We start from the raw sequence: 23,457 nt of genomic DNA, 5'->3' as shown, positions 1-23,457 counted from the left end.
TGCCCATTCTCGTACCGAAGATGAGTTTCTGTCAACGTTCACAGGTTGCCGGTGTCGCGGCGTAACCTGTGGCCGTGAAGTCCTATACAACAGCGCAGATCCGCTCCGCCGAGGCGCCGTTTCTCGCTGCGGGCGTGCCGCTCATGGCTCGGGCCTCGGCGGGACTCGCGGCGGAAACAGCGGCACTGCTGGGGCAGCGGCGGTCCCTTTCATCGGATCCGGGCCCGCAGCCGGGACACGGGATGGATGGCGTGCGGGTGCTCGTGCTTGCCGGGGCCGGCGACAACGGTGGCGACGCGCTGCATGCTGCCGCGCTCCTCGCCGGGGACGGCGCGGGCGTGACGATCGCTCCCACCGCCTCCCGGATCCACCTGGACGGATTGGCGGCCGCGCTCGCCGCTCGGGTGGCTGCCAACCCCACGCCGTGACCGACCGGTCCTCACCCCGCGCCGCCCGCTGCCCCGCTCGCCCCGTTGTCAACTCCTGCTTTTCGCACCGCCTCGGTCCGTACTTCCGCGTGATCACGCGGCCGGGCTCACCCCATCGAGCCCAATTGCAGGAGTTACGCGCGGGGCAGCGCAGGTACCGTCGATCAGGGCGTCAGAGGCCGCGCGTGCACTCTGCGGGGCCGTGTCGCATGGATGACATTCACAGGAACTCTTGTGGACTTGCGGATGAAAGCCCTGCATACTGGCACATTCGCCCGCGCGGAAACCCGCCCGTGGACCGTCGAACAAGAATCGCAGTGCCCTAGCGCTCGGTTCGCCCAAGTGAAATTTATGCTGAACTCAATTACTCCTCCACGCCCAGAATCCATCACCACCGCTACCGGCAGCACCCGAATGCACCGGCATCGTCCGGGCCGCAACCGGCGTCGCTTCCTCATCGCCGGTGCTGTTGTCGGCGTCGGCGCCCTGTTCGGCACCGGCTTCAGCCTGCAGGCGGCGATGGCCGCACAGGAGGACCGTGTCGCTGCGACCGCCGCCCTCGCCACGAGCACCGGGCTCCACCCGGAGCAGACCGGCTCCCACAGCGCGGTCCTCGAGGCACACGCCGAGAAGAACGCCCGCGACACGCTCAGCGGAGCAAACCAGGTCATCGCAGCCGCGCAGGGCAAGACCGATGCGACGTCGCTCGCGACGTCTGTCGCCTCGCTCAGCAACTACGCGCTCCTGGCCCCGGAGCGAGTGTTCGCACTGGTCGGCGAGACCCAGGCCAAATCCGCCGTCGTGCAGACCGCCGTCGCCGAGGTGGACCGGGTCGCCGCAGAGCAAGCCGCGGCTGCTGCCGCTGCCGCTGCTGCGCGGGCCGCTGCGGCCGAGCAGGCCGCCAAGGCTGCCGCGCCGGTCAAGGCCGCGGCATCACGCCCGTCCGCTCCGACGGACCCGACTGGTGCGCAGTTGATCGCCCGCGACCTGATGGCCGCCCAGTACGGCTGGGGCGAGGACCAGTTCGCGTGCCTCGTGCCGCTGTGGGCGCGCGAGTCCGGGTGGAACGTCAACGCCTACAACTCGTCGAGTGGCGCCACCGGTATCCCGCAGGCCCTTCCGGGCAGCAAGATGGCTTCGGCTGGTGCCGACTGGCAGACCAACCCGGCCACGCAGATCACCTGGGGCCTCGGCTACATCTCCGGCCGTTACGGCACGCCGTGTGCGGCATGGGACCACTCCGAATCGGCCGGCTGGTACTGATCCATCGGCATCCGTTCGAGTTGGCTGACAAACCGTTCCGGGCAGTGACGGCGCGCCGCCTGAGTGGTTGACTCGAGATATGACGACGATGCCGATGTTCCCGCTGGCGTCGGTGCTGTTCCCGGCGATGCCCACCGCGCTGCACATATTCGAGGAGCGCTACATCGTGATGCTGTCGCGGGTGCTCCAGGCGGATGCCCCGGAGTTCGGGGTGGTCCTGATCGAGCGGGGCTCGGAGGCCGGCGGGGGAGAGCAGCGGTTCGACACCGCCACCATCGCACGAATCACCCAGATCGAGGCGCAGGAAGGCGCGATCAACCTGATCGCCCGCGGGGAGCGCCGGGTCGGCGTGACGCGCTGGCTGGATGACGAGCCGCACCCGCGGGCCGAAGTGCGCGACCTTCCCCAGCTGGAATGGTCGGAGAAACTTCAGCCGTTGCGCGACGAAGCGGAACTCGTGGTGCGACGCACCCTCGCGCAGGCGAGCGAGTTCACCGAACAGCAGTGGTCGCCGAACATCGCGCTGACCGACGACCCGTTGCAATCGGCCTGGCAGCTGGCGGGAATCGCACCGATCGGACCGCTCGATCAACTGAACCTGTTGAAGTCCTCAACGACGACAGAGCTCCTGCAGGGAATCATCGATGCCACCAACGGCGTGGCGGAGATGCTCCAGGTGACCTGGGGCGAGGATGAGGACGAGTTCCCCTTCCCCGACGAGGACGAGTGACTCAGGCCCGGGTGAGCACCAGCGACACGTTGTGACCGCCGAAGCCGAATGCGTTCACGAGAGCGGCGGAGGCGTCGAGCTTCCGTGCGGAACCGGCCACGACATCGACCTCGATCTCCGGGTCGACCGAGTCGAGGTTGATCGTGGGCGGGACGACTCCGCGCGCCAGCGCCTGCAGTGACACGACGGCGCCGAGCGCCCCCGACGCCCCGAGCAGGTGCCCGGTCATCGACTTCGTCGAGGTGACGGCGACGTGGGTGCCGAGTGCGCCGGCGATCGCGCGACTCTCGTTGAGGTCGCCGAGCGGGGTGGACGTGGCGTGGGCGTGCACGAAACCGATGTCGGAGGCTGACACCCCCGCGGAACGGAGGGCGAGCTCGATGGTTCGGGTCTGGTTGGCGGGATCCGCCGCGACGATGTCGGAGGCGTCAGAGGTCAGCGCCGCGCCCGCGACATAGCCGTGGATGGTGGCGCCACGAGCCGTGGCGTGGTCCGCGCGTTCCAGCACCAGGAGGGCGGCGCCTTCACCGAGCACGAACCCGTCACGCCCGGCGTCGAACGGCCGGGACGCCGTCGCCGGGTCGTCGTCGCGACGCGAGAGTGCCCGGGTCTGCGCCAGTGACGCGAGCGTGAGGGCGGTGACGCATGCCTCCGTCCCGCCGGCCACTGTCGCGACGCGAGAGTGCCCGGGTCTGCGCCAGTGACGCGAGCGTGAGGGCGGTGACGCATGCCTCCGTCCCGCCGGCCACGACGACATCCGCTGCACCGGAGAGAATCATCTCGCGGGCCATCATGATCGCCTCAGAGCCGGATGCGCACGCGCTCACCGGGGTGCGCGCACCGCCGCGAGCGTGGATGTCCATCGAGAGCCAGGCCGCGGCGCCGTTGGCCATCATCATCGTGACGGTATGCGGGGAGACCCGGCGGGGGCCCGACTCATCGAGGATGTGCTGCTGGGCGATCGTGGTGTTCAACCCGCCGATCGCCGTCCCCACCACGACGGCGATCCGGTCCGGGTCGGCCGCCGGGGCACCGGCGGCGGCCCAGGCCTCGCGCCCGGCGACCAGCGCGAAGTGCTCAGCGCGGTCCATCCGGCGGAGTTCCCGCACGCTGAGCGAGTCAACGGCAGCGGATGCGACCTCGCCGGCGATCCGCACCGGCAGGTCGTCCGCCCAGTCCGCCGTGACCCTGGCGATGCCCGAAGTCCCGGACACCAGGGCAGTCCAGCTCGACTCCGCGTCGGTGCCGACCGGCGTCACAGCACCCATTCCCGTCACTGCGACACGCATGCTCACCGTCATCCGCCCATTATCTACCGTCGCCCAGGCGCCGATCCGTGATGTTGTGCTGCGGGGTAGGCTGCCGCTGTACCGCTGGCCGTTTCTCGCAGCGCCCGGCAGGAAGGCGCGATACCCCGTGAGCGAACCGGAATCCATGACGGCGATGGTCGTCGAGCGCCTCGACGGGCCGTCCGCCGCGCGGGTGACGCGCGTTCCGCAGCCGGCCGGCGCGCACGAGCGGGCGCGCGGCAGGCGCCTCGTCGTCGACGTGCACGCGGCAGGGCTCTCCTTCATCGATGTGCTGCAGAGCTATGGCAGCTATCAGTACGGCGCCCCCACCCCATATGTCAGCGGCAGCGAGGTTGCCGGCGTCGTGTCCGCCAGCGACCCGGGAACCGGCTTCACGGTCGGCGACCGCGTCGGCGGGATCGTGTTCTGGGGCGGACTGGCCGAACGGGCCCTCGCCGCCCCGGAATACACGGTGCGACTGCCGGACTCGATGACGTTCGCGGATGGCGCGGCCGTCTACCTCAACTACTCGACCGCCTGGTACGCGTATCACCGAAGCGGGCTGCGCCCCGGCCAGTCGGTGCTCGTGCACGGCGCCGCCGGCGGCGTCGGTACGGCCGCACTCGACCTCGCCGCAACCTTCGGCGTGCGTGCGATCGCCGTCGTGTCGTCTGACCAGAAGGAAGGGGTTGCCCGGCTCTGTGGTGCGAGGGATGTGGTGCGTTCGGATGGGCCATGGCTGGACGAGGTGCGCCGGCTGACCGGCGGGCACGGCGTGGACGCCGTCTTCGACCCGGTAGGCGGCGACCGCTTCACCGATTCCCTGCGCTCCCTGCGAATCGGCGGCACCCTCGTGGTGATCGGTTTCGCCGGCGGTTCCATCCCCGTCGTCACGGTGAACCGGTTGTTGCTGCGCAACCTCACCGTGACCGGTATCTCGATGGACACCATGGACTCCGAACACCCCGGAACCCTGCTCATGGTCCGCGACGCGGTTCAGGAGCTACTCGACCAGGGACTGATCCACCCGTATGTCGGCGCATGTTTCCCGCTCGAGCGAAGCGTGGACGCGCTGCGCCTGATCGAGGACGGCGCAGCGCTCGGCAAGGTCATCGTGGAGATTCCGCGCTGACCCCGGCGCCCTGTTCCACGCTGCCCTGCTCCACACTGATGATATCGGCGATCTGCTCCCGCAACACGTTCTTGCGCACCTTGCCGACCGCCGTCATCGGCAGGGCGTCGACGATCTCGAGCCGCTCCGGCAGCTTCTGCACGGCGATCTGCTTCGCCCGCAGGAATTCGGCCAGGTGGGCCAGATCCGGCAGCGACAGGCCGGGCGTCGGAACGACGAACGCGCACAAGCGTTCCCCGAGCCGCCGGTCCGGCATGGCCACGATCGCGACGTCACGCACCGCCGGGTGGCCGAGCAGCAGGTCCTCGATCTCCCGGCTGCTGATGTTGACGCCGCCGCGGATGATGATGTCCTTGATCCGTCCGCTGACCCTGATGTACCCGGCCTGGTCCATCACCCCGATGTCTCCGGACCGGGAGAACCCGTCCCCGGTGTACAGCGCCGCGGTCTGCTGCGGGTCCTGGTAGTACTCCAGCATGTGCGAGGGGCCCCGGTAGGCCAGGTCGCCGGTCGCGCCGCGGGGCACCTCGGTGCCTTCGATGTCGACGACCTTGATCATCGCGTCGGGCAGCGCGTGCCCGTCGGAGAGCACCGAACGCTCTGGCGGGTCGTCCGGCCCGCACATCGACGTGACCATGTTCTCGCTTCGCCCGTAGAGGCTGAGGACCGCGCAGTCCGGGAACATGGTGCGCGCCTCCTGCACCACGGCGCCGGGGATCGGCGCCCCCGCACAGACCCAGTAGCGCATGCTCGAAATGTCATGCGCATCCGCCTCGAACGCCTGCATCGTGCCGGCCAGGAACGTGGTCGAGGTGAAGGTGATCGTGCACCGGTACTCCTTGATCCGGTCCAGGCCAACGGCCGGCGTCCACGCCGGAACGAAATGCGTGGCGCCGCCGGTGATCAGCGGGATCAGCATCCCGGTGACCAGGCCGGTCGAGTGCGTGACCGGCGACGCGTTGAAGAACACGTCGTCCGCGGTGACGCCCAGTCGCCGGATCATGCCGATCGAACTCGCGTACAGCGTGTTGAAGGTGTGGAAGCAGCCCTTCGGCCGGGCGGTCGTCCCCGAGGTGTACACCACCAGGCATCCGTCGTTCGCCGTCGCCGTCTCGCCGAGCGTTGCGTCGAGTTCGTCGATCTCCCCGCCGGCGTACACCGATGCGAGGTCCAGCGCCTCCCCGAGTCCCGCGGGGTTCTCCGGGCGCGCGATCAGCACAGTCGTCAGCTCGGGCAGGTCGCCCAGCAGGCCGAGGTACATGCCGAGGAAGTCGAAGTTGTGGAACGTGTCCGGTCCGATGATGACCTTGGCGCCGGAGTGCCGCAGAATATAGCCCACCTCGTCGCCGCGGAAGATCGGCATGATCGGCACCAGCACAGCGCCGAGCCGTGACAGGGCCACCGTGATGGTGGCGAATTCCGCCCAGTTCGGGGTTTGCACGGCAACCCGGTCGCCGCGTGCGACGCCGAGGGAGGCGATCCCCGCGGCCAGGCGTATCGCATCGGCGCGGAGTTGCCCGTAACTGACGGATGTCGTCCCGTCGGTGACGTAGATGCGGTCAGGGTGCTGCATGGCCCGGTCGGCGACGATGTCGAAGAGGACCTGGTGCTGCCAGTCGCCGTTGTCGTAGTACCGCTCGATGTCCTCGCGAGTGTATGGCCCGAAGGCCTCTCCCGCGGCTGGCGACGTCGCTGGCTCCATCATGTCCGCTCCTGTCCGATCACGGCTGCCCGCACATCTTCAGAGGGTCGAGTCTTCCGGTGGCGACTGATCGGCTCGGCACATCTTTGTCGGGGCTACGTTAGCAGGGCGGTCGAACCCGACTCCAGCGTCGGAGCAGCGGATGCGCGTGCGGGAGCCGCGGTCTGCTCCGGGGCGACGGCGTCGGGCAACAGGATGACCTGGGCGGCGTAGGCGAGTCCCGCGCCGAAGCCGAATTGCAGGGCCACCTGCCCGGCATGGGCCTGGTTTTCCCGCAGCAGCCGTTCGGTTGCCAGCGGCACGGAGGCGCCGGAGGTGTTACCGGTGTCGATGATGTCCTGGGCGACCACCACGTCGGGCCGGAAGCCGAGCTTGCCGGCCATGGTCTCGACGATGCGGAGGTTCGCCTGGTGTGGGATGAACACGTCGATGTCCTCGGGGCGGAGGCCCGCCGCCTCGATCGCGCGCGCGGCGATCTTCGGCATGGCTGAGACCGCCCACCGGTAGACGGAGGGACCTTGCTGGCGGGCCGTGGGCCAGTGCACCGTTTGCCCGGGTTCGGCGTACTTGTAGTCCAGCCACGGGTGGGTCACTGTGATCGCGTCGGAGAGGGAGCCGTCGGAGCCCCAGACCGTCGGACCGATCCCCGGCACGTCCGAGGGGCCGACGACGGCCGCCCCTGCACCGTCGCCGATGATGAACGAGATGCTGCGGTCGGAGGGGTCGGCGTAGTCGGAGAGTTTCTCGGCCCCGATCACCAGCACGTGCCGTGCCAGGCCGGAACGCACCATTGCGTCGGCCTGGCCGATCGCGTAGCAGTAGCCGGCGCATCCGGCGTTGACGTCGTAGGCCGCCGCCGACACGGACGCGCCGATCCGGGCGGCGACGACCGGCGCCATGGCCGGTGTCGGCTGCATCCAGGTGACGCTGGACACGATGATGACGTCGATGTCGGAGGGGTCAAGGCCCGCCGCCTCGACCGCGGCGCGGCCGGCGACTTCGGCGAGGTCCTCGACCAGTGAGCCGCGCGGTGCCCTCCGGCGCGTGACGATGCCGGTGCGGCGGCGGATCCACTCGTCTGAGCTGTCGATCGCCCCGACCAGGTCGTCGTTCGGCACGACCAACTCTCCGCGCACACCGCCCACGCTCAGCAACCGGGAGAAGCTGGATGTCGGTGCGCTTCGCAGGCTGGGGGACATGGGGTTCCTTCTCACATCAGCGAATCCGGCCCGCCACGCGGCGCCGCGGGCACGATGCCGACAGTCTAGCCCTGCGGGAACGGAGCTCCGCGTGAGCGGATGCCGTTCGGCGCGGGGCGTGCGTGGGAGGCACGACGGGTATAGCGTTCCGTGTGCCGCTGAAAGGACCTCACCGCGTGACAGACCCCACCTCACCGCCGAACACTGCCCACACCGCGCGCCACGCTGCGCCGCCTGACGCACCGGGCGCACCGGGCGCACCGGGCGTTCCGCGCCGCGCCTGGACGGCGCTGGTCGTGCTGATGGCCGGCATGTTCATGGCGCTGCTCGACACCACTATCGTCAATGTCGCGCTCCCCACTATCCGCAGCACCCTGGGCGCCTCAGAGGCAACACTGTCGTGGATCATCTCCGGCTACGCCCTGGCGTTCGGCCTGGTGCTGATCCCGGCCGGCCGGATCGGCGACCGGATCGGGCACAAATGGGTCTTCTTCACCGGGCTCGCCCTGTTCACCCTGGCCAGCCTGTTCTGCGGACTTGCGCAGAACGACCTGCAATTGATCATCGCCCGGGTGATTCAGGGAGTCGCCGGCGGAATGTTCGTGCCCGGCGTCACGGCGATGATCCAGCTGATGTTCCCCGGCCGGGTGCGCGGCAAGGCCTTCGCGATCATGGGTGCCATCATCGGCGTCTCCACCGCCATCGGACCCATCCTCGGCGGACTCATCATCCAGGCGTTCGGCGACGAGAACGGCTGGCGGCTGGTGTTCTGGGTCAACCTCCCGATCGGGGTGGCGGCCCTCATCGCCGCGGCGATCCTGTTGCCCGGAGGGTCGGAGGGGCCGTCCCAAGCGGGCAACGACTGGTTCGGCCTGCTGCTGCTCTCCGCCGGCCTGGTGGCGCTGCTGGTCCCGCTGATCGAGGGCGAAGACCAGGGCTGGCCGCTCTGGACCTACGTGACCCTTGCCGCCGGCGTGCTGCTCGTCGTCGGATTCGCGCTCTGGGAGCTGCGGGTGGTCAGCCGCGACCGGGTTCCGCTGGTGCCGCCGCACCTGTTCTCGCACCCGCAATTCACCGGCGGCGTTGTGCTCGCGCTCGTCTACTTCGCGGCGTTCACCAGCATTTTCTTCACGATTTCGATTCTCTGGCAGGCGGGCCTCGGCCACACCGCGCTGGAGTCCGGCATCGTCTCCGTGCCGTTTGCGATCGGAAGCATCATCGGTGCCGCGCAGAGCGATCGGCTGGCCAGGCTGCTCGGCCGCAACGTGCTGGTCATCGGGGCGGGCCTGCTCGCGGTCGGACTGGTCTGGGTGTGGCTGGTGCTGCTGCTGGTCCCGGCCGGCGACCTCACCAATTGGGTGCTGCTGGCCCCGCTGTTCGTCGCCGGTGTGGGCAACGGATGCTTCATCGCACCGAACGCGCAGTTCATCGTCGCGACCGTGGGCCGCACGGAGGCGGGCGCCGCGAGCGGCGTGATCGGCGTGATGCAGCGTGTCGGCAGCGCGATCGGGATCGCCGTGATCGGAAGCGTGCTGTTCGGGACCCTCAACGTGAAGGGCCCGACACCGGGAGCCCTGGCCGACGCGTTCACGACCAGCGCCGCCGCCGCGCTCGGTGTGAGCGCAGCCCTCAGCGTGGTCGCGTTCCTGTTGGTATTCGCCCTGCCGCGGCGGGTCGATCGGGGCTAGTGCTGCGGCGCCCGCGTGGTCGATAATCGCAGCAGTAGCAACCCATTGAAACCCTTGGAGATCCAGCCATGACCGCTCGCCTGAACCCATACCTCAGCTTTCGCGACAACGCGCGGGAGGCCATCACCTTTTATCAGTCGGTCTTCGGCGGAGACCTGAACATCAGCACGTTCGCCGACTTCCAGGCCAGCGAAGACCCGGCCGACGCCGACAAGGTGATGCACTCCCAGCTGGACGCGCCCAACGGCATGACGCTGATGGCGGCAGACACTCCCCACAGCATGGAGATCACCGCCGGCACCAACTACTCCGTCTCGCTCAGCGGTGACGAGGAGGCCGCACTGCAGGGGTACTGGGACAAACTCAGCGACGGCGCCACCATCGCCCAGCCGTTGGAGAAGGCGCCGTGGGGCGACAGTTTCGGCATGCTGGTCGACAAGTTCGGTGTCTCGTGGCTGGTCAACATCTCCGGTGCCCCGGAGGGTGCCCCGAGCTGACCGGGCTGCCCGGGGGTAGCGTGGGGCCATGGCAAGCGAAGCAGTGGTGCTCCCCGTCGACGGTCCGAACGGTACCCGCGAGGTGCGGATTTCGAGCCCCGGTCGCATCCTCTGGCCGGAATCGGGCATCACCAAGCTCGACCTGGCTCACTACATCGTGGCGGTGGGGGAGGCCTTCGTCGCTGCGAACGGCGACCGTCCGGTGTCGTTGCAGCGCTACCCGGACGGGATCGACGGGGAGATGTTCTTCTCCAAGAACCCGCCGAAGGGCGCGCCGGACTACGTCCGCGCGGTGCCGGTGGTCTACCCGAGCGCCCGATCGCACCCGCAGCTCGTCATCGACGAGCCGGCCGCAGCGGTCTGGGCGGTGCAGATGAACACCGTGGTGTTCCACCCGTGGCCGTCCCGCGCCGAGGATTCCGACAACCCTGACCAGCTGCGGATCGACCTCGACCCGCAACCCGGCACCGACTTCGACGACGCCATCCCGGCTGCGCAGGAACTCCAGAGGGTGCTGGCTGAAGCCGGCCTGGACGCGTTCATCAAGACCTCGGGCAACCGCGGCCTGCACGTGTTCGCGCCGATCGAGCCGACCCACGAGTTCCAGGATGTGCGGCACGCCGTGATCGCCGCCGCCCGTGAACTCGAGCGACGGATGCCGGAGCAGGTCACCACCGCCTGGTGGAAGGAGGAGCGCGGCGAGAAGGTGTTCGTCGACTTCAACCAGGCCAACCGGGACCGCACCATGGCCGGCGCATACAGCCCGCGGGCGCTCGCGCACGCGTCAGTGTCGACCCCGATCGAGTGGGACGAGCTGGAGACGACGGATCCGAAGCGATTCACGATCGCCACCGTTCCGGACCGCCTGCGCACCAGCGGCGACCCGTGGGCGCGAATGGGCGACGCGCCGGGAACGATCGACGCGCTGCTCGGCTGGTGGGAACGGGACCTCGCGAGCGGGCTCGGCGAGCTGCCGTTCCCGCCCGACTACCCGAAGATGCCGGGGGAGCCGCCCCGCGTGCAGCCGAGCCGGGCGAAAAAGGGCTGAGGCCTGGCCTAGGCCAGCACGTCGTTCAGGTCGTATTCGATCGGCCGCTCCAGTTGCTCGAAGGTGCAGGAGGTCGCGTCCCGGTCCGGCCGCCACCGGTCGAACTGCACGGTGTGCCTGAACCGGGAGCCCTCCATCTGGTCGTAACGCACCTCCATCACCCGGGTCGGCTCCAGGCGCACGTACGAGACGTCCTTCGCGGATGAGAACCGGCTGCGATCGGTCTCGCCCGTGACGGGCTCGCCGTCGGCGCCGCGCATGACCAGGGGGGCGAGTTCGTCGATGAGCTCACGGCGGCGCACGTCGCTGAAAGCGGATGCCCCGCCCACGTTCCGCAGGACGCCGTCGCTGTCGTACAGCCCGAGCAGCAGGGAGCCGACCCCGGTGCCGCTGGTGTGGACCCGGTACCCCAGCAGGACGACATCCGCTGTGCGTTTGTGCTTGATCTTCAGCATTCGGCGTTTGCCGGGCTCGTAGGCGGCGGCGAGCGGCTTGGCGACGACGCCGTCGAGGCCGGCGCCCTCGAATTCGACCAGCCAGCGGCGGGCCAGGTCGACGTCGGTGGTGGTCTGGGCCAGGTGGATCGGGTGGCCGAGGCCCCCGGCCAGCTCCTCGAGCGCGGCGCGGCGCTGGGCGAATGGGGTGTCCAGGGCGCTGTCGTCGCCGACGGCGAGCAGGTCGAACGCGACGAACATGGCGGGGGTCTGCTCGGCGAGCAGGCGGATGCGGCTCTCTGCCGGGTGGATCCGTTGCGACAGCGCCTCCCAGTCGAGGCGTTCATGGCCGGGCTTTCCGGAGCGGACGACGATCTCCCCGTCGAGGACGCAGGGGGTGGGGAGCAGGCGGGCCAGGGCCCCGGTCAGTTCGGGGAAGTAGCGGGTGAGCATTTTGGAACCGCGACTGCCGATCTCGACGGTCTGGCCGTCGAAGTAGACGATGCTGCGGAAGCCGTCCCACTTGGGTTCGTAACTGAGGCCGCCGGGAACGCTGTCCTGCTCGGGGACGGCATCGACCGCCTTGGCCAGCATCGGGGCGACCGGGGAACTCGGGGAAATGTCCATGCACCGATCTTGCCGTGCCAGGGCGCGGGGCGACAGGGGTGTCCCGGTCGGCTGTGCCGTTTGCCGTGCCGCCGCGCATCTGCCGGGCACGGGCGCGTGCTCCCGGCCGACGGCGCCGCAATCCGTAGAGTCTCACTCCGGAGGTGTGTCGAGTGCTGGAGGTGTGTCGAGTGCACGGCCGAGTGCACGGAGGTGCGGGGTGCTGAGCCGTCAGCGTGTGCGGCGCCGCGCGCGAGTAGCGACCCTGCTCGTCGCGCTGTCGGTCTGCGCGTCACTCGCTGCGCCCGCCTACGCCGAGGGCGACGACTACCCGACCTGGGCCGAGGTCCAGGCCGCCCGGGCCACCACCGCGGCCACCCAGGAAGAGGTCACCCGTATCGATTCCCTCCTTGCCTCGTTGGAGACCCGCGCCGCCGAACTCGGCGACGCGGCGATCGTCGCCGGCGCCACCGCGGCCACGGCAGAGGGCAACCTGACGGCGGCCATCGCGCGCGCGCAGGCGCTGCAATTGAGGCTCGCCGACGCGTCGGCGCGCGCGAAGGCAGCAACCACCGAGCTCGGCCGCCTCGGCGCCCACCTCTATCGTTCGGGCGCCGGGGACCTGGTCAACCGGATGCTGCTGAATCCAGATCCGGACACCAGCCTCCTCTACCAGCTCAGCGTCACCACTCGTCTGGGCGAGACCATGCGTGGCCTGCAGGAGCGGGCACTGGCCCGGCAGAACCTGGCGAAGTCGCTCGGCGAGCAGGCCGCGGTTGCCGAGCGCGAGCGCGACCGGCTTGCCCGTGAAGCGCAGCAGAAGGCCGACGCGGCGGCAGCGGCCCAGCGGGCCGCCGATGCCGAGCTGGCCAGTCAGCGGACGGTCGCCGAGGTGCTCTACGCGCAGCTGGCCAGCCTGAGGAACTCCACCGCGGAGACCGAGCGCTCGTATCGCGCCGGCGTCGCGGCGGCCGAGGCGTTCCAGCAACAACAGGCTGCAGCAGCTGCTGCCGCCGCCGCGGCGGGCTCGAGCGGGTCCGGTGGCTCTGGCGGAGCCGGCGGCTCAGGGAACGGGCCGCCCCCGGCGGGCATGGTGGTGAACCCCGCCGCGGCCAAGTCCTACGCGGCCGGGGCGGTCGCATCGCGGGGCTGGGGCACCGAGCAGTACAACTGCCTGGTGCTGCTGTGGAACCGCGAATCCGGGTGGCGCGCCAACGCCTACAACGCGTCCAGCGGCGCCTACGGCATCCCGCAGTCCCTCCCCGGCAGCAAGATGGCCAGCGCCGGGGACGACTGGCGCACGAACGCGAACACCCAGATCGATTGGGGCCTCGGCTACATCGCGGGGCGTTACGGCAACCCGTGCGCGGCCTGGGCGCATTCCGAGCAGTTCAACTGGTACTAGGCCCGAGGCCGGATGCCCAGCCGGGGCACGTGCCGCCGGCACCCGGTGCTTAACTCCTGCTGTTTCACATGGCACGGGGTCCGGGCCGCGCGACTACGCGGATCCCGCCTCCCTCGATCACGAATTGCAGGAGTTATGCACGGGGCCGCCGGCAGACCGGCATGACCGTGGCGGGGATGCACAGCAAATTGGGAGCGCTGGCGTCGGCTGTGGAGCGTAGTGTCGGAGGAGACAGATCGAAAAAAACGCCGGAGGGATGCCTGATGGCCAGCAAGACCGTGCGCTGGATGCCCGCCCTGGTCGTTCCCGTGGTGATCGTTTCGGGGGCGCTGGTGCTCCCGCTCACCGCGAATGCCGCGTCGGACCTGCCGGACAAGACCCCCCAGGAAGTGCTCGCGCTGGTCGGCGAGAGCAGCGTGACGGCGTTGTCCGGCACCGTCGAGCAGACCTCGAAGCTCGGGCTCCCCGAACTGCCGGCCACCGACCCGTCGAACAAGCCGGGTCTCAGCTCCGGCTCCGCCATGGATGCCGCATCCCTGCTGGAACTGCTCACCGGGTCCCACCGGGCTCGGGTGTACCTGAACGGGCCCGACCAGGCGCATGTGCAGATCCTGGACCAGCTCGCCGAGCGTGACATGATCCGGAACGGGAGCGACGTCTGGCTGTGGGATTCCAGCGACAGGGCCGCCACCCACGTCACTCTCCCCGCACCCGGTCAGCGCGGCAGCGCGGAGCCACAGGACAGCCAGGCTCCAGCCGAGGCGCAGACCCCCGCCCAACTGGCGAAGCGGTTGCTCGCCGCCGTCGATCCCAGCACCACGGTGGCTGTCGGGGCCGACACCCGGGTCGCCGGCCGTGCCGCCTACACGCTCCTCCTCGACCCGCGCAGCAGCACCACGCTCGTCGACTCGGTGTCCATCGCCGTCGACGCCGAGACCGGCCTTCCCCTCAGCGTCGCCGTGAACGCACGCGGCCAGAAGGATCCCGCGTTCGAACTCGCCTTCACCGCGCTGAGCCTCGAGAAGCCGGCGGAGAGCCGATTCAGCTTCACGCCGCCGAAGGGCGCCACCGTCACCGAGCAGACCCTGCCGACCGGACCAGGGACAGGCGATGCACCGGCGGAGCACCAGGCCGGCGCACTGCCCGAGCCCACCGTGATCGGCACGGGCTGGGACGCCGTCGCGGCCCTTCCGGCCGGCAGCGTTCCACCCGAACTGACCGCTTCCCCGCTCTTCGGGCAGCTGACCGAGTCCGTGGACGGTGGCCGCCTGCTGAGCACCTCCCTCCTCACCGTGCTCATCACCGACGACGGGCGCGTGTTCGCCGGCGCGGTTCCGGTGCAGGCGCTTCGCGACGCATCCGCCGGCCGTTAACCGCCGCCGTGACCCACTTCGTCCCGATTACCGACCTGGCGATCGAGACGACGGGCCTGACCAAACGGTTCGGTGACCACGCGGCGGTCGACAGTGTCGACCTCGCCGTTCCCCGCGGCGCCGTCTACGGCTTCCTCGGCCCGAACGGTTCCGGCAAGACCACGACCATACGGATGCTGCTGGGCCTGGCCTCCGCGACGGCCGGCGATATCCGGGTACTCGGCCGCGACATGCCACGGCACGTGGCCGACGTGCTGCCCCGGGTCGGCGCGCTGGTCGAGGGACCAGCGTTCTACCCGTTCCTCAGCGGCGCCGCGAACCTGCACCGGCTCGACACCGCCAACCCGCACGCGCCGGGCGGCAGCCGCCGCTCCCGGGTGGCCGCGGCACTGGAGAGCGTCGGCCTCACCCATGCCGCCGGCAAGAAGGTGCACGCGTACTCGCTCGGCATGAAGCAACGGCTCGGCCTGGCCAATGCCCTGCTCAGCCCGCGGGAACTGCTGGTGCTCGACGAACCCACCAACGGGCTGGACCCGCAGGGCACGCGCGAAGTGCGGCACCTCATCCGTTCGCTCGCCGACCGGGGTTCGACCGTGTTCGTCTCCAGCCACCTGCTCGCCGAGATCGAACAGATCTGCACCCACGTGGCCGTGATGAGCACCGGCCGCCTGGTCGCGCAGGGAACCCTCGATCAGCTGCGTCGCTCCGGCCAGTCGCAGGTGAGGCTGCGCACAGCGGATGTCGTTGACGCACGTCGGGTGCTCACCGCGCTCGGCCTCTCGCCCGACCCGCCGAACACCGCGTTCCACGTGGGCGACCGGCCATACACGGATGACGATCTCATCACCGCGGTCCTCCGCGACGGGGGTGTGCCGCCCGAGGCGATCGTTGCCGCCCTGGTGCGTGGCAACGTGCGGGTGCGCGGGTTCGCGGTGGAGACGCCCAGCCTCGAAGACCGTTTCGTGGCGCTGACCGGCGAGGGGTTCGACGTTGCTGACTGAACCGGGCGACCGCGCGAACGAGCCGGAGCAGCCCCCGCTGACGGGCGCCCGAGCGGTGACGGGCTGGGCGCTCTTCGGCTCGGAGCTGAGCGTGCTGTATCGCCGGCGCCGCACCTGGGCGCTGCTGGCCGCCCTGGCCGCCGTGCCGATCCTGATCGCCGTGGCGGTGCGGCTCACAGCGGCGACCCGGGGCGGCCGCGGTCCGGCGTTCCTCGACCAGATCACCCAGAACGGGCTCTTCGTCGGCGTCACCGCGCTCATCCTCTCCATCCCGCTGTTCCTGCCGCTCACCATCGGCGTGGTGGCGGGCGACACGATGGCCGGCGAGGCCAGCCACGGGACGCTGCGGTACCTCCTCGTCGCTCCGGCCGGCCGCGTGCGCCTCCTCGTGGTGAAATACCTGGGCGCGGTGGTGTTCTGCATCACCGCCACCCTGTCGGTCGTCGTCGCGGGAACCCTGGTCGGGGTGCTGCTCTTCCCGATCGGCCCGGTGACGCTGCTCTCTGGCGACACCATCGATGTGCCGGAGTCGGCGCTGCGCCTGCTGTGGATCGCCGGTTACGTCACGGTCTCCCTGCTCGGCTTGTCGGCCATCGGCCTGTTCATCTCCACCCTGACCGATGTGCCGGTCGGGGCGATGGCCGCCACGATCGTGTTATCCGTCACCGCGCAGGTGCTCGGCGCGCTTCCGCAACTGGACTGGCTGCATCCGTGGCTGTTCACCAACTACTGGCTGGGTTTCGCCGACCTGCTGCGGCAGCCACCCGACTGGACCTCATTCGGCGACAACACGCTGCTGCAGCTCGGCTACATCGTGACGTTCGGGGCGCTGGCCTACGGGAGATTCCTCACCAAGGACGTGCTGTCGTGATTCGCGGCGTCAGTTCTCCGGGAGCGACGCACCGGCACGCACTTCGATGTCTTCGACCCGGGAGCGGGGCATGGCCAGGCCTGCGATGACGGTGAGCACGGCGCAGACCAGCACAGCGATGAACACGGCCCCGGCCGCCTGCGTGACAACGGATGCGTCGTGACGGCCGCCGGATGACGCGCCGGAGGCGGCGAACACCGCGTTCGCGAGAGCGCCGAAGACGGCCACTCCCACCGCACTGCCGATCGACCGGGCGAACATGTTGGTGCCGGTGACCACGCCGCGCTCATTCCAGCGAGCACTGGACTGGGCCGCGATCAGGCTCGGGGTGGCGACGAGGCCCATGCCGAGCCCCACCACGAAGCAGCTCACCGCCACCACGACCAACCGCGGCGACGACGCGAACGCCGCCAGCACAGCGGTACCGATGAGGGCGAAGACCATGCCCACCAGGACAGTGCGCTGGAAGCCGATGCGCAGGTAGAGCCGGCCGGAGAGCGACGCCGAGATCGGCCAGCCGATGGTCAGCGCCGCCAGGGCGAGGCCTGAGACCAGCGGTGAGACGCCGAGGGCGCCCTCCAGGTAGGTGGGAACGTACGAGGTGAGCCCGATCAGCATCGCACCCACCCCGAGCGAGATGAACGTGGTGGTGAGCAACAATCGCCGGGAGAACACCCAGAGCGGCAGGATCGGCTCGGCGGCGCGTCGCTCGGCGAAGACGAACGCGACCAGCAACAGGCCGCCCAGCGTGAACGCCACAATGCTCTGCGGAGACGCCCAAGCCCAGGCCTGGCCGCCCTCGAGCACCGCGAGGATCAGGGCACTCAAACCCACCGTGAGCAGGATCGCGCCGGCGTAGTCGACGGTATGGGCGCGGCGCTCGACCTTCTCCTGGAAGTGGCGCACCAGCATCCAGCCCGCAATGAGGCACAACGGGACGTTGACGAAGAAGATCCATCGCCAGGACAGGAACTCGGAGAACACCCCACCGAGCGTGGGGCCGACCACGGAGGAAACCGCCCACACGCTGGCCAGATAGCCCTGCGTCCTGGCGCGCTCGGCGACGGTGTAGATGTCACCGGCGATGGTGATCGCCATCGGCTGCACCGCCCCGGCGCCGAGGCCCTGCAGTGCTCGGAACGCGATCAGCGCCGGCATGCTCCAGGCGAAGCCGCAGAGGACCGAGCCGAGCAGGAACAGGCCGATCCCGATCAGGATCAGCGGTTTACGCCCGATCGTGTCCGCGAGTTTCGCATAGACCGGAACCGTCACCGCCTGTGCCAGCAGGTAGATGGAGAACAACCAGGGGAACTGCGAGAACCCACCGAGGTCGGCGACGATCGACGGCACCGCGGTAGCCAGGATCGTCGAGTCGATCGCGACCAGTCCGGTCGTGAGCATGAGCGCGATGAGGATCGGCCCCCGCTCGGACCTGAAACCCACCCCGCTGCCGTGCCCTGTCATCGGTCGACGGGCTCAGCGAGGTCGCGGCGCGGATTCATCCCGGTCAGCCCCGACTCCCGCGACCGACTCCAGCACGCCGAGCGCTGCCGCCACACGGGCGAGTTCATCGTCACTGCAGGTGGCGAGGATGTCCGCCATCGAGCCCGCGCGCTGCGTCCTGGCCCGCAGCACCTCGCGGGCACCGGCATCCGTCGCCTCGATGAAGAAGGCTCGCCCGTCGGCCGGGTCAGGTGACCGAGTGACGAAACCGGAGGCTTCCAGGCTGCCCACCAGGCGGGTGACGCTCGGCGCGGTGATGGACTCCACGCGGGCGAGGTCGCCCGGCCGGAGCGGACCGAGCCGCAGGATGCTGGACAGTGCGGACAGCTTGCCGTAGCTCAGTGAGTCTTCGGAGGATCGGATGCGGCGGTTGATGCGCCCGACCGCGATCGCCAGCCGCGCTGCAACATCGACCCGGGCGCGTTGCTCCGCTGCTGCGTCCGACCCGGTTCCCCGCTCTGCCATCACGTTCACCTCCGGCCGAGACGTTCCCGGTCAGGTCGAGTCTTCCACATGAGCATTGATGACCTGCACAGGTTTTACGGATGCTCCGCTCAGGTCGTCCCGGCAGGATAGCGACTGCGGTTTCGACCGGGGCTCGCCGTGCATGGAGGCAGGATGCCCGGGGTCAATCCGCCGGGGACCGTTCCGGTTCCGCTGATTTTCGACACCGACTGTCGTTGTCACCTGGCGTGACCTGTGCGGGTCGCCCCGCAGAACGGGCGAACCTTCGTGCCGACCGGCCGTCATTCCGCTTGCCCGCTTACCCATTGGAACCGATGTCCCACACCGTCATAACCCCTGCCATCCGGGGTTTCTTCACCCGGACCAAGCTGATCACCCTCATCGCAATCGGCGTCGCCGCAGTGATCCTCACCACGGTATCCGTGGGCCAGTCGAACGCCGCGCGCGCCGAGCGCGTCGCGGCGACCGCTCAATTGTCGGAGTCGACCGGGCTGCAGTCCGACCAGCTCACCGCGTACCCGGTGATCGCGAAGGCGCAGGCCGACCACAAGGCAGCGCAGACCATCGGCACCGCGAACCAGATCATCGCCGCGGTGCAGGACAAGGTGGATGCGACGCAACTCGCCTCCTCCGTCGCCTCCCTGTCGAACTACTCGACGCTCGACGCCTTCGCGGTGCGCACCCTGACCCAGCAGACCGAGGTCGCAGCCAGCCAGGTGCAGGCTGCCGCGGCGGAAGCCGACCGCGTTGCCGCCGAAGCCGCGGCAGCCGCCGCCGAGGCCCAGCGCGTCGCCAACACGCCGGACGGCGCCCGCGCCACCGCCCGGGCCATGGCCGCCGCCAAGTACGGCTGGGGGGAAGCACAGTTCTCCTGCCTGAACCAGCTCTGGAACAAGGAGTCCGGCTGGTCGTACACCGCCGGCAACGCCAGCAGCGGCGCCACCGGCATCCCGCAAGCCCTGCCCGGAAGCAAGATGGCCAGCGCCGGCGCGGACTGGGCCACCAACGCGACCACCCAGATCAGTTGGGGGCTCGACTACATCCAGCGCGGGTACGGCACCCCGTGCGCTGCCATGTCGCACTCCGCGGCGATGAACTGGTACTGACCGGCTGGCGCCCGGAGGGCGTGCGGCGGGTCCTGGTGAGCTCCGTCGCGCCGAGGGAAAGGCAACTCTGGCACCGTGGACGGGGTTCCACCTCGAGGGTATGGTGGGCCGCATACACCCGGGGAGGCGGCCGCATGGACGAGGAGCGTCTGGGTGCCCACGCCTGGGTTCCCACCGACGCCACGCTGACTGCACTTCGAGCCGCCGCCCCTGACTGCCACGGATGCGAGTTGTGGAAGGGCGCCACGCAGGTCGTGTTCTCGAGCGGTTCCGCGACGGCGCGCATCGTGCTGGTCGGCGAACAACCAGGCGACCAGGAGGACCGAGAGGGCGAGCCGTTCGTCGGCCCGGCGGGACGGGTGCTCGACGAGGCACTGGCGGCGGCCGGTATCCCTCGCGGCGACGTCTACCTCACCAACGCCGTGAAGCACTTCCGGTTCACCAGAGACAGCCACGGCAAGCGCCGGATCCACGAGAAACCGGGCGTCGTTCACATCGAGGCCTGCCATCCCTGGCTGGCAGCCGAGCTTGACCTGGTGAAGCCGAAGGTGGTGGTGTGCCTCGGTGCGACCGCTGGCCGCTCCGTGCTCGGTCGCACGGTTCGCATCGGCGCAGAGCGAGGGCGGACGCAGGATGCCCCCGCCCTCGCGTCGTCCGGGGTGCTGGTGACGACGCATCCGTCTGCCGTGCTTCGGCTGCGGGGCAAACCAGGGTACGACGAGGCGTTCGACCGGTTCGTGGCGGACCTCATCGTCGCGCGTGATGCGGCGGAGTCCTGAGCATGGCGGTCCGTGAACTGCGGGATCCGCTGCGCGCGATCCGACGTCGGCTCGCGCTGCCGGGGTGGGTTCGTCGGATGGACGACCGGGTGGCGCATGCGATCAACCACCGCACCGTGCACCCGGCGGTCGACCGCGGCTACTCCGCCCTGTCGCGGCGGGCCGACCGCGGGGTGCTGTGGCTCATGGCGGCCGGGCTGCTGGTGGTCTTCGGCCGGTTCCGGCCGGCGTTGCGGGGCCTTGCGTCACTCGCGGTCGCGAGCCTCCTGGCCAACCTGGTGGGCAAGAACGTCTTCGGCGGCGAACGCCCGCACCTCGCCCATGTCCCGGTGGCACGGCAGCTGCTGACGTCGCCGACCTCGCCATCGTTCCCGTCCGGGCACTCCGCCAGCGCAGCCGCCTTCGTGACCGGCGTCGCACTCGAGTCCCCGCGAGCCGGCGCTGTGCTCGCACCCCTCGCCGCAGCGGTCGCGTACTCGCGGATGCACACCGGGGCACACTGGTTCTCCGACGTGGTCGGGGGAGTCGCCCTCGGGGCCTTCGTCGCCACGGTGGGCAAAGCGGTGGTTCCGGCGCGCGGGGGCCAGAGCGGATCGTCGGCGTCGGCGTCGGCGCTGGCCCTGCCCGCCCGCCCGGACGGCGACGGGGTCTTCATCGTCGTCAACCGGTCGTCAGGAGCCGGGAGGGGCGAAGCCGAAGCGCTCGAGCTGCTGGCCCGCCGTCTGCCGCGAGCGCGGGTACACCGCCTCGGGCGCGGTGAAGACGCCGGCGCCGCGGTGCGCGCGGCGGTGGACGGGGAGAACCCGCCGACCGTCCTCGGCGCCTACGGGGGAGACGGCACCATCGGCGCCGTGGCGAGCCTGGCACGGCGAAACGACCTTCCCCTGCTCGTGCTGCCCGGTGGCACCTTCAACCATTTTGCGAAGACGGCGCAGATTCCGTCGGTCGACACGGGGATCGACGCCCTTCAGGCCGGCGCCGGCCGCACGGTCGATGTGGCCGAACTCGTGGTCGGCCAGGCAGAGCCGATCACGGTGCTGAACACGGCATCCGTCGGCATCTACCCGGATTTCGTGGAGGCGCGGGAGAGGCTCGAGCGCAGGGTCGGCAAACCGATCGCCGCCCTAGTCGCCGCGGTCGGCGCGGTGAGCAGGGCCGACCCGGTCACCGTGAGCATCAACGGGCGTACCGCGCGGGTGTGGTCGATCTTCGTCGGCGTCGGGCGGTATGGGGCCCCGACCGCTGTGCCGCGGGACCGGGACCGCCTCGACGACGGCGTGCTCGATGTTCGCGTTCTCCACGCCGGCCGCCGCGCCCGCACCCGGGGCGTCGTCGCCCTCGCCCTCGGACGCCACCTGCCCAAGCCGCCGGTGATTGACGCCTTCACGACGGATGCCGTCACCGTCCGGCTGCACGCCGGTCCCGGGCCCGCGACCGGCTTCGCACACGACGGGGAAGCATCCGTCGGTGCCGGCGCCAACGCCGACGCCGATACCCGGCAGGCTACCGCGCGGATCCTCCCCGGAGGGCTCCGGATCTATGCGCCGGCCGCACCGCGCTAGAACGATGCCGTCACGTCCGCTGAATGCGGTCGCCGCCGGTGAGGTACGTGTAACGCACCTTCCAAGCGCCAACGAAGGTGCGTTATACGCGCCTCGGCGGGGAGCCGGTGCGATTACGCGGCGCGGGTGGCGCCGAGCTCGGCCTGGAGCGGCCAGTCCTGCCCGTCGAGGATGAACTGGGCACTCGCCCCGGTCAGCGAATTGACCACGATCGGCGCCATCAGGTTCACCGTCGTGCCCGACTGGGACGGGTTGGCCACCACGAGGACGAGTGCGTCTTCTGGAGCGCCCAACTGCACCGCGGCGACCTGCTCATCCGAGAGCACCGGCGTGTAGTCGGGGAGGTAGACGCCGGCGTCGACGACGTAGAGACGGACGTTCTGGCTCGCGGCCGCAATCAGCGCGTACAGTCCGGGGGCGCCCTCGATGGCGTTCAGCGTGAACTCCTTCAGCGGGTCGAACCCGGGCGGGGGAGCCACGAAGCTCAGTGCGACGCTCATCGGAGGAAATCCATCAGGGTCGGCTGCAGGACTCGGGCGGTGACCGCGAGCGAGGACTGGTAAGTCACTTCCTGGGTCTTCAGGTCGAGGATGACCTGGCCGAGGTCGACGTCTTCGACGCTGGAGCGCTTGGCCTCAAGCGACCCCTTCTGCGCCAGGAGCGAGCCCTGTGCCCGCTCCACCAGGTTCTGTTGTGCGCCTACCTGCGCGTGCTGACCGGCGATCGTCTTCATCCTGTCGTCGAGTTCTGTGATGCGGGGGCCGACGTTCGGGCTCCCGGCGCGAAGGTCGGTGGCGATGTCATCGATGAGTGCGAACACCGAGCTGGTTCCGTCACCGAATACAGCCGAGCCGTCTGCGTCCACCCGCACAGTGGACCCCGAGCTGATCCGGCGCTCGACGGAGCCGCTGCCCGAACCGCTGAAGTCATACGTCGTCGCATCGAACGCGACACCCGTGTCGGCGTTCCCGGCGAATACGGTGCGCCCGAGGTAGGTGGTGTTGGCCTGCTTGAGCAGGTCATCCTTCAGCCCGTCAAGTTCACGTGCGAGGGCGTCCTTCGCGGTCTGCGAATTCGAATCGTTGGAACCCTGCACGGTCAGGTCGCGGATGCGGTTCATGATCGTGTTCGTCGCCGTGAGTGCTGAATCGATCGTGGTGAGCCATCCGTTGCCGTTGTCTGCGTTGCGGGCGTACTGGTCGACTGCGCGCTGCTCGGCACGCACCGTGAGCGACTCGGCGGTGCCGGTGGGGTTGTCGGAGGGACGACTGATCGCCTTCTGCGACATCGCCTGCTCCTGGAGCCTGGCCAGCTGTTCCATGTTCGTCTGCAGGTTGCGCTGCGCCGAGCGCATCATGGTCTGCGTGGTCATCCGG

The 23,457-nt window shown here is 69.8% G+C and carries 23 protein-coding genes; 14 read left to right on the top strand and 9 right to left on the bottom strand.

Translation table 11 applies throughout. The features are described 5' to 3' along the window. The first annotated feature begins 74 nt into the window (after positions 1 to 74). The 3 genes from AB4Y94_RS04625 (at position 75) to AB4Y94_RS04615 (ending at position 2,421) form a co-directional block, all read left to right on the top strand. Positions 75 to 428: an NAD(P)H-hydrate epimerase gene (locus AB4Y94_RS04625; RefSeq protein ID WP_441725398.1), complete on the top strand. Its 354-nt coding sequence runs from the start codon at positions 75 to 77 to the stop codon at positions 426 to 428. A gap of 414 nt (positions 429 to 842) precedes the next feature. Next, complete coding sequence (locus AB4Y94_RS04620; RefSeq protein WP_441725396.1) at positions 843 to 1,691, top strand: hypothetical protein; 849 nt, start codon at positions 843 to 845, stop codon at positions 1,689 to 1,691. 79 nt (positions 1,692 to 1,770) lie between these two features. After that, complete coding sequence (locus tag AB4Y94_RS04615) at positions 1,771 to 2,421, top strand: LON peptidase substrate-binding domain-containing protein (RefSeq protein ID WP_441725394.1); 651 nt, start codon at positions 1,771 to 1,773, stop codon at positions 2,419 to 2,421. A 1-nt stretch (position 2,422) separates the two neighbouring features. On the opposite strand, the gene AB4Y94_RS04610 is transcribed toward AB4Y94_RS04615, so the two are convergent. Continuing rightward, positions 2,423 to 3,040, bottom strand: a complete 618-nt coding sequence (locus AB4Y94_RS04610; RefSeq protein WP_441725805.1) for a beta-ketoacyl-[acyl-carrier-protein] synthase family protein — start codon at positions 3,038 to 3,040, stop codon at positions 2,423 to 2,425. Continuing rightward, entirely contained in the window at positions 2,964 to 3,722 is a 759-nt protein-coding gene (locus AB4Y94_RS04605; RefSeq protein WP_441725391.1) for a beta-ketoacyl-[acyl-carrier-protein] synthase family protein, read from the bottom strand. The genes AB4Y94_RS04610 and AB4Y94_RS04605 overlap by 77 nt, the downstream gene beginning before the upstream one ends. Positions 3,723 to 3,837: 115 nt before the next feature. Here AB4Y94_RS04605 and AB4Y94_RS04600 point away from each other — a divergent pair, with 115 nt between their 5' ends. Then, entirely contained in the window at positions 3,838 to 4,842 is a 1,005-nt protein-coding gene (locus AB4Y94_RS04600) for an NADPH:quinone oxidoreductase family protein (protein ID WP_441725388.1), read from the top strand. On the opposite strand, the gene AB4Y94_RS04595 is transcribed toward AB4Y94_RS04600, so the two are convergent. Together AB4Y94_RS04595 and AB4Y94_RS04590 are read right to left on the bottom strand one after the other, a co-directional pair. Further along, positions 4,820 to 6,547 carry an AMP-binding protein gene (locus tag AB4Y94_RS04595; protein WP_441725384.1) on the bottom strand — a complete coding sequence of 576 codons (1,728 nt, stop codon included), beginning with the start codon at positions 6,545 to 6,547 and terminating at the stop codon, positions 4,820 to 4,822. The genes AB4Y94_RS04600 and AB4Y94_RS04595 overlap by 23 nt on opposite strands. 92 nt (positions 6,548 to 6,639) lie before the next feature. Then, on the bottom strand, positions 6,640 to 7,743 hold the full coding sequence (locus tag AB4Y94_RS04590; RefSeq protein ID WP_441725381.1) for a beta-ketoacyl-ACP synthase III: 1,104 nt from the start codon (positions 7,741 to 7,743) through the stop codon (positions 6,640 to 6,642). 176 nt (positions 7,744 to 7,919) lie between these two features. Here AB4Y94_RS04590 and AB4Y94_RS04585 point away from each other — a divergent pair, with 176 nt between their 5' ends. The 3 genes from AB4Y94_RS04585 (at position 7,920) to ligD (ending at position 10,976) form a co-directional block, all read left to right on the top strand. Then, positions 7,920 to 9,431 (top strand): DHA2 family efflux MFS transporter permease subunit, encoded by a 1,512-nt coding sequence (locus AB4Y94_RS04585; RefSeq protein WP_441725379.1) that lies wholly within the window; start codon positions 7,920 to 7,922, stop codon positions 9,429 to 9,431. A 68-nt stretch (positions 9,432 to 9,499) separates the two neighbouring features. Then, positions 9,500 to 9,928: a VOC family protein gene (locus AB4Y94_RS04580; RefSeq protein ID WP_441725377.1), complete on the top strand. Its 429-nt coding sequence runs from the start codon at positions 9,500 to 9,502 to the stop codon at positions 9,926 to 9,928. 28 nt (positions 9,929 to 9,956) lie between these two features. Further along, on the top strand, positions 9,957 to 10,976 hold the full coding sequence (gene ligD, locus AB4Y94_RS04575) for a non-homologous end-joining DNA ligase (RefSeq protein WP_441725374.1): 1,020 nt from the start codon (positions 9,957 to 9,959) through the stop codon (positions 10,974 to 10,976). An 8-nt stretch (positions 10,977 to 10,984) separates the two neighbouring features. Here the strand turns inward: ligD and AB4Y94_RS04570 are convergent, their stop codons facing one another. Next, a complete protein-coding gene (locus tag AB4Y94_RS04570; RefSeq protein WP_441725372.1) occupies positions 10,985 to 12,037 on the bottom strand; it encodes an ATP-dependent DNA ligase in 1,053 nt (350 codons plus the stop codon). A 199-nt stretch (positions 12,038 to 12,236) separates the two neighbouring features. Between AB4Y94_RS04570 and AB4Y94_RS04565 the strand changes: the two genes are divergently transcribed. The 4 genes from AB4Y94_RS04565 (at position 12,237) to AB4Y94_RS04550 (ending at position 16,666) form a co-directional block, all read left to right on the top strand. Continuing rightward, a complete protein-coding gene (locus tag AB4Y94_RS04565; RefSeq protein ID WP_441725369.1) occupies positions 12,237 to 13,421 on the top strand; it encodes a coiled-coil domain-containing protein in 1,185 nt (394 codons plus the stop codon). A gap of 263 nt (positions 13,422 to 13,684) precedes the next feature. Next, positions 13,685 to 14,794 carry a LolA family protein gene (locus AB4Y94_RS04560; RefSeq protein ID WP_441725366.1) on the top strand — a complete coding sequence of 370 codons (1,110 nt, stop codon included), beginning with the start codon at positions 13,685 to 13,687 and terminating at the stop codon, positions 14,792 to 14,794. 8 nt (positions 14,795 to 14,802) lie between these two features. Next, positions 14,803 to 15,795 (top strand): ATP-binding cassette domain-containing protein, encoded by a 993-nt coding sequence (locus tag AB4Y94_RS04555; protein ID WP_441725363.1) that lies wholly within the window; start codon positions 14,803 to 14,805, stop codon positions 15,793 to 15,795. A gap of 37 nt (positions 15,796 to 15,832) precedes the next feature. Beyond that, positions 15,833 to 16,666: an ABC transporter permease gene (locus tag AB4Y94_RS04550; RefSeq protein ID WP_441725802.1), complete on the top strand. Its 834-nt coding sequence runs from the start codon at positions 15,833 to 15,835 to the stop codon at positions 16,664 to 16,666. Between the two features lie 9 nt (positions 16,667 to 16,675). Here AB4Y94_RS04550 and AB4Y94_RS04545 read toward each other — a convergent pair whose 3' ends face one another. Together AB4Y94_RS04545 and AB4Y94_RS04540 are read right to left on the bottom strand one after the other, a co-directional pair. After that, on the bottom strand, positions 16,676 to 18,130 hold the full coding sequence (locus AB4Y94_RS04545) for an MDR family MFS transporter (protein ID WP_441725360.1): 1,455 nt from the start codon (positions 18,128 to 18,130) through the stop codon (positions 16,676 to 16,678). A gap of 12 nt (positions 18,131 to 18,142) precedes the next feature. Further along, the gene (locus AB4Y94_RS04540) at positions 18,143 to 18,634 is read right to left on the bottom strand and encodes a MarR family winged helix-turn-helix transcriptional regulator (protein WP_441725357.1); all 492 of its coding nucleotides are present in this window, start codon (positions 18,632 to 18,634) and stop codon (positions 18,143 to 18,145) included. A 314-nt stretch (positions 18,635 to 18,948) separates the two neighbouring features. Between AB4Y94_RS04540 and AB4Y94_RS04535 the strand changes: the two genes are divergently transcribed. The 3 genes from AB4Y94_RS04535 to AB4Y94_RS04525 all read left to right on the top strand — a co-directional run bounded on the left by AB4Y94_RS04535 (position 18,949) and on the right by AB4Y94_RS04525 (position 22,081). After that, complete coding sequence (locus tag AB4Y94_RS04535; protein ID WP_441725354.1) at positions 18,949 to 19,740, top strand: hypothetical protein; 792 nt, start codon at positions 18,949 to 18,951, stop codon at positions 19,738 to 19,740. 134 nt (positions 19,741 to 19,874) lie between these two features. Beyond that, positions 19,875 to 20,519, top strand: a complete 645-nt coding sequence (locus AB4Y94_RS04530) for a UdgX family uracil-DNA binding protein (RefSeq protein WP_441725351.1) — start codon at positions 19,875 to 19,877, stop codon at positions 20,517 to 20,519. A gap of 2 nt (positions 20,520 to 20,521) precedes the next feature. Further along, on the top strand, positions 20,522 to 22,081 hold the full coding sequence (locus AB4Y94_RS04525; protein ID WP_441725348.1) for a phosphatase PAP2 family protein: 1,560 nt from the start codon (positions 20,522 to 20,524) through the stop codon (positions 22,079 to 22,081). 113 nt (positions 22,082 to 22,194) lie between these two features. Here the strand turns inward: AB4Y94_RS04525 and AB4Y94_RS04520 are convergent, their stop codons facing one another. After that, positions 22,195 to 22,581: a flagellar assembly protein FliW gene (locus tag AB4Y94_RS04520; protein ID WP_441725345.1), complete on the bottom strand. Its 387-nt coding sequence runs from the start codon at positions 22,579 to 22,581 to the stop codon at positions 22,195 to 22,197. After that, positions 22,578 to 23,453 carry a flagellar hook-associated protein FlgL gene (gene flgL, locus AB4Y94_RS04515; protein WP_441725342.1) on the bottom strand — a complete coding sequence of 292 codons (876 nt, stop codon included), beginning with the start codon at positions 23,451 to 23,453 and terminating at the stop codon, positions 22,578 to 22,580. The genes AB4Y94_RS04520 and flgL overlap by 4 nt, the downstream gene beginning before the upstream one ends. Positions 23,454 to 23,457 lie beyond the last annotated feature (4 nt).

Source organism: Glaciibacter sp. 2TAF33 (assembly GCF_052114945.1).
In the GTDB taxonomy this organism is placed as follows: Bacteria; Actinomycetota; Actinomycetes; order Actinomycetales; family Microbacteriaceae; genus Cryobacterium.
The sequence above is the reverse complement of the archived record's forward strand: the minus strand, read 5'-3'. Positions and strand labels throughout refer to the sequence as shown.

Bases quoted from the DNA above. Each gene is read 5' to 3' on its own strand.
- AB4Y94_RS04620 (WP_441725396.1), top strand. From the start codon at position 843: ATGCACCGGCATCGTCCGGGCCGCAACCGGCGTCGCTTCCTCATCGCC.
- AB4Y94_RS04615 (WP_441725394.1), top strand. From the start codon at position 1,771: ATGACGACGATGCCGATGTTCCCGCTGGCGTCGGTGCTGTTCCCGGCG.
- AB4Y94_RS04605 (WP_441725391.1), bottom strand. From the start codon at position 3,722: ATGACGGTGAGCATGCGTGTCGCAGTGACGGGAATGGGTGCTGTGACG.
- AB4Y94_RS04595 (WP_441725384.1), bottom strand. From the start codon at position 6,547: ATGATGGAGCCAGCGACGTCGCCAGCCGCGGGAGAGGCCTTCGGGCCA.
- AB4Y94_RS04590 (WP_441725381.1), bottom strand. From the start codon at position 7,743: ATGTCCCCCAGCCTGCGAAGCGCACCGACATCCAGCTTCTCCCGGTTG.
- AB4Y94_RS04580 (WP_441725377.1), top strand. From the start codon at position 9,500: ATGACCGCTCGCCTGAACCCATACCTCAGCTTTCGCGACAACGCGCGG.
- ligD (WP_441725374.1), top strand. From the start codon at position 9,957: ATGGCAAGCGAAGCAGTGGTGCTCCCCGTCGACGGTCCGAACGGTACC.
- AB4Y94_RS04570 (WP_441725372.1), bottom strand. From the start codon at position 12,037: ATGGACATTTCCCCGAGTTCCCCGGTCGCCCCGATGCTGGCCAAGGCG.
- AB4Y94_RS04560 (WP_441725366.1), top strand. From the start codon at position 13,685: ATGGCCAGCAAGACCGTGCGCTGGATGCCCGCCCTGGTCGTTCCCGTG.
- AB4Y94_RS04545 (WP_441725360.1), bottom strand. From the start codon at position 18,130: ATGACAGGGCACGGCAGCGGGGTGGGTTTCAGGTCCGAGCGGGGGCCG.
- AB4Y94_RS04540 (WP_441725357.1), bottom strand. From the start codon at position 18,634: ATGGCAGAGCGGGGAACCGGGTCGGACGCAGCAGCGGAGCAACGCGCC.
- AB4Y94_RS04535 (WP_441725354.1), top strand. From the start codon at position 18,949: ATGTCCCACACCGTCATAACCCCTGCCATCCGGGGTTTCTTCACCCGG.
- AB4Y94_RS04530 (WP_441725351.1), top strand. From the start codon at position 19,875: ATGGACGAGGAGCGTCTGGGTGCCCACGCCTGGGTTCCCACCGACGCC.
- AB4Y94_RS04525 (WP_441725348.1), top strand. From the start codon at position 20,522: ATGGCGGTCCGTGAACTGCGGGATCCGCTGCGCGCGATCCGACGTCGG.
- AB4Y94_RS04520 (WP_441725345.1), bottom strand. From the start codon at position 22,581: ATGAGCGTCGCACTGAGCTTCGTGGCTCCCCCGCCCGGGTTCGACCCG.
- flgL (WP_441725342.1), bottom strand. From the start codon at position 23,453: ATGACCACGCAGACCATGATGCGCTCGGCGCAGCGCAACCTGCAGACG.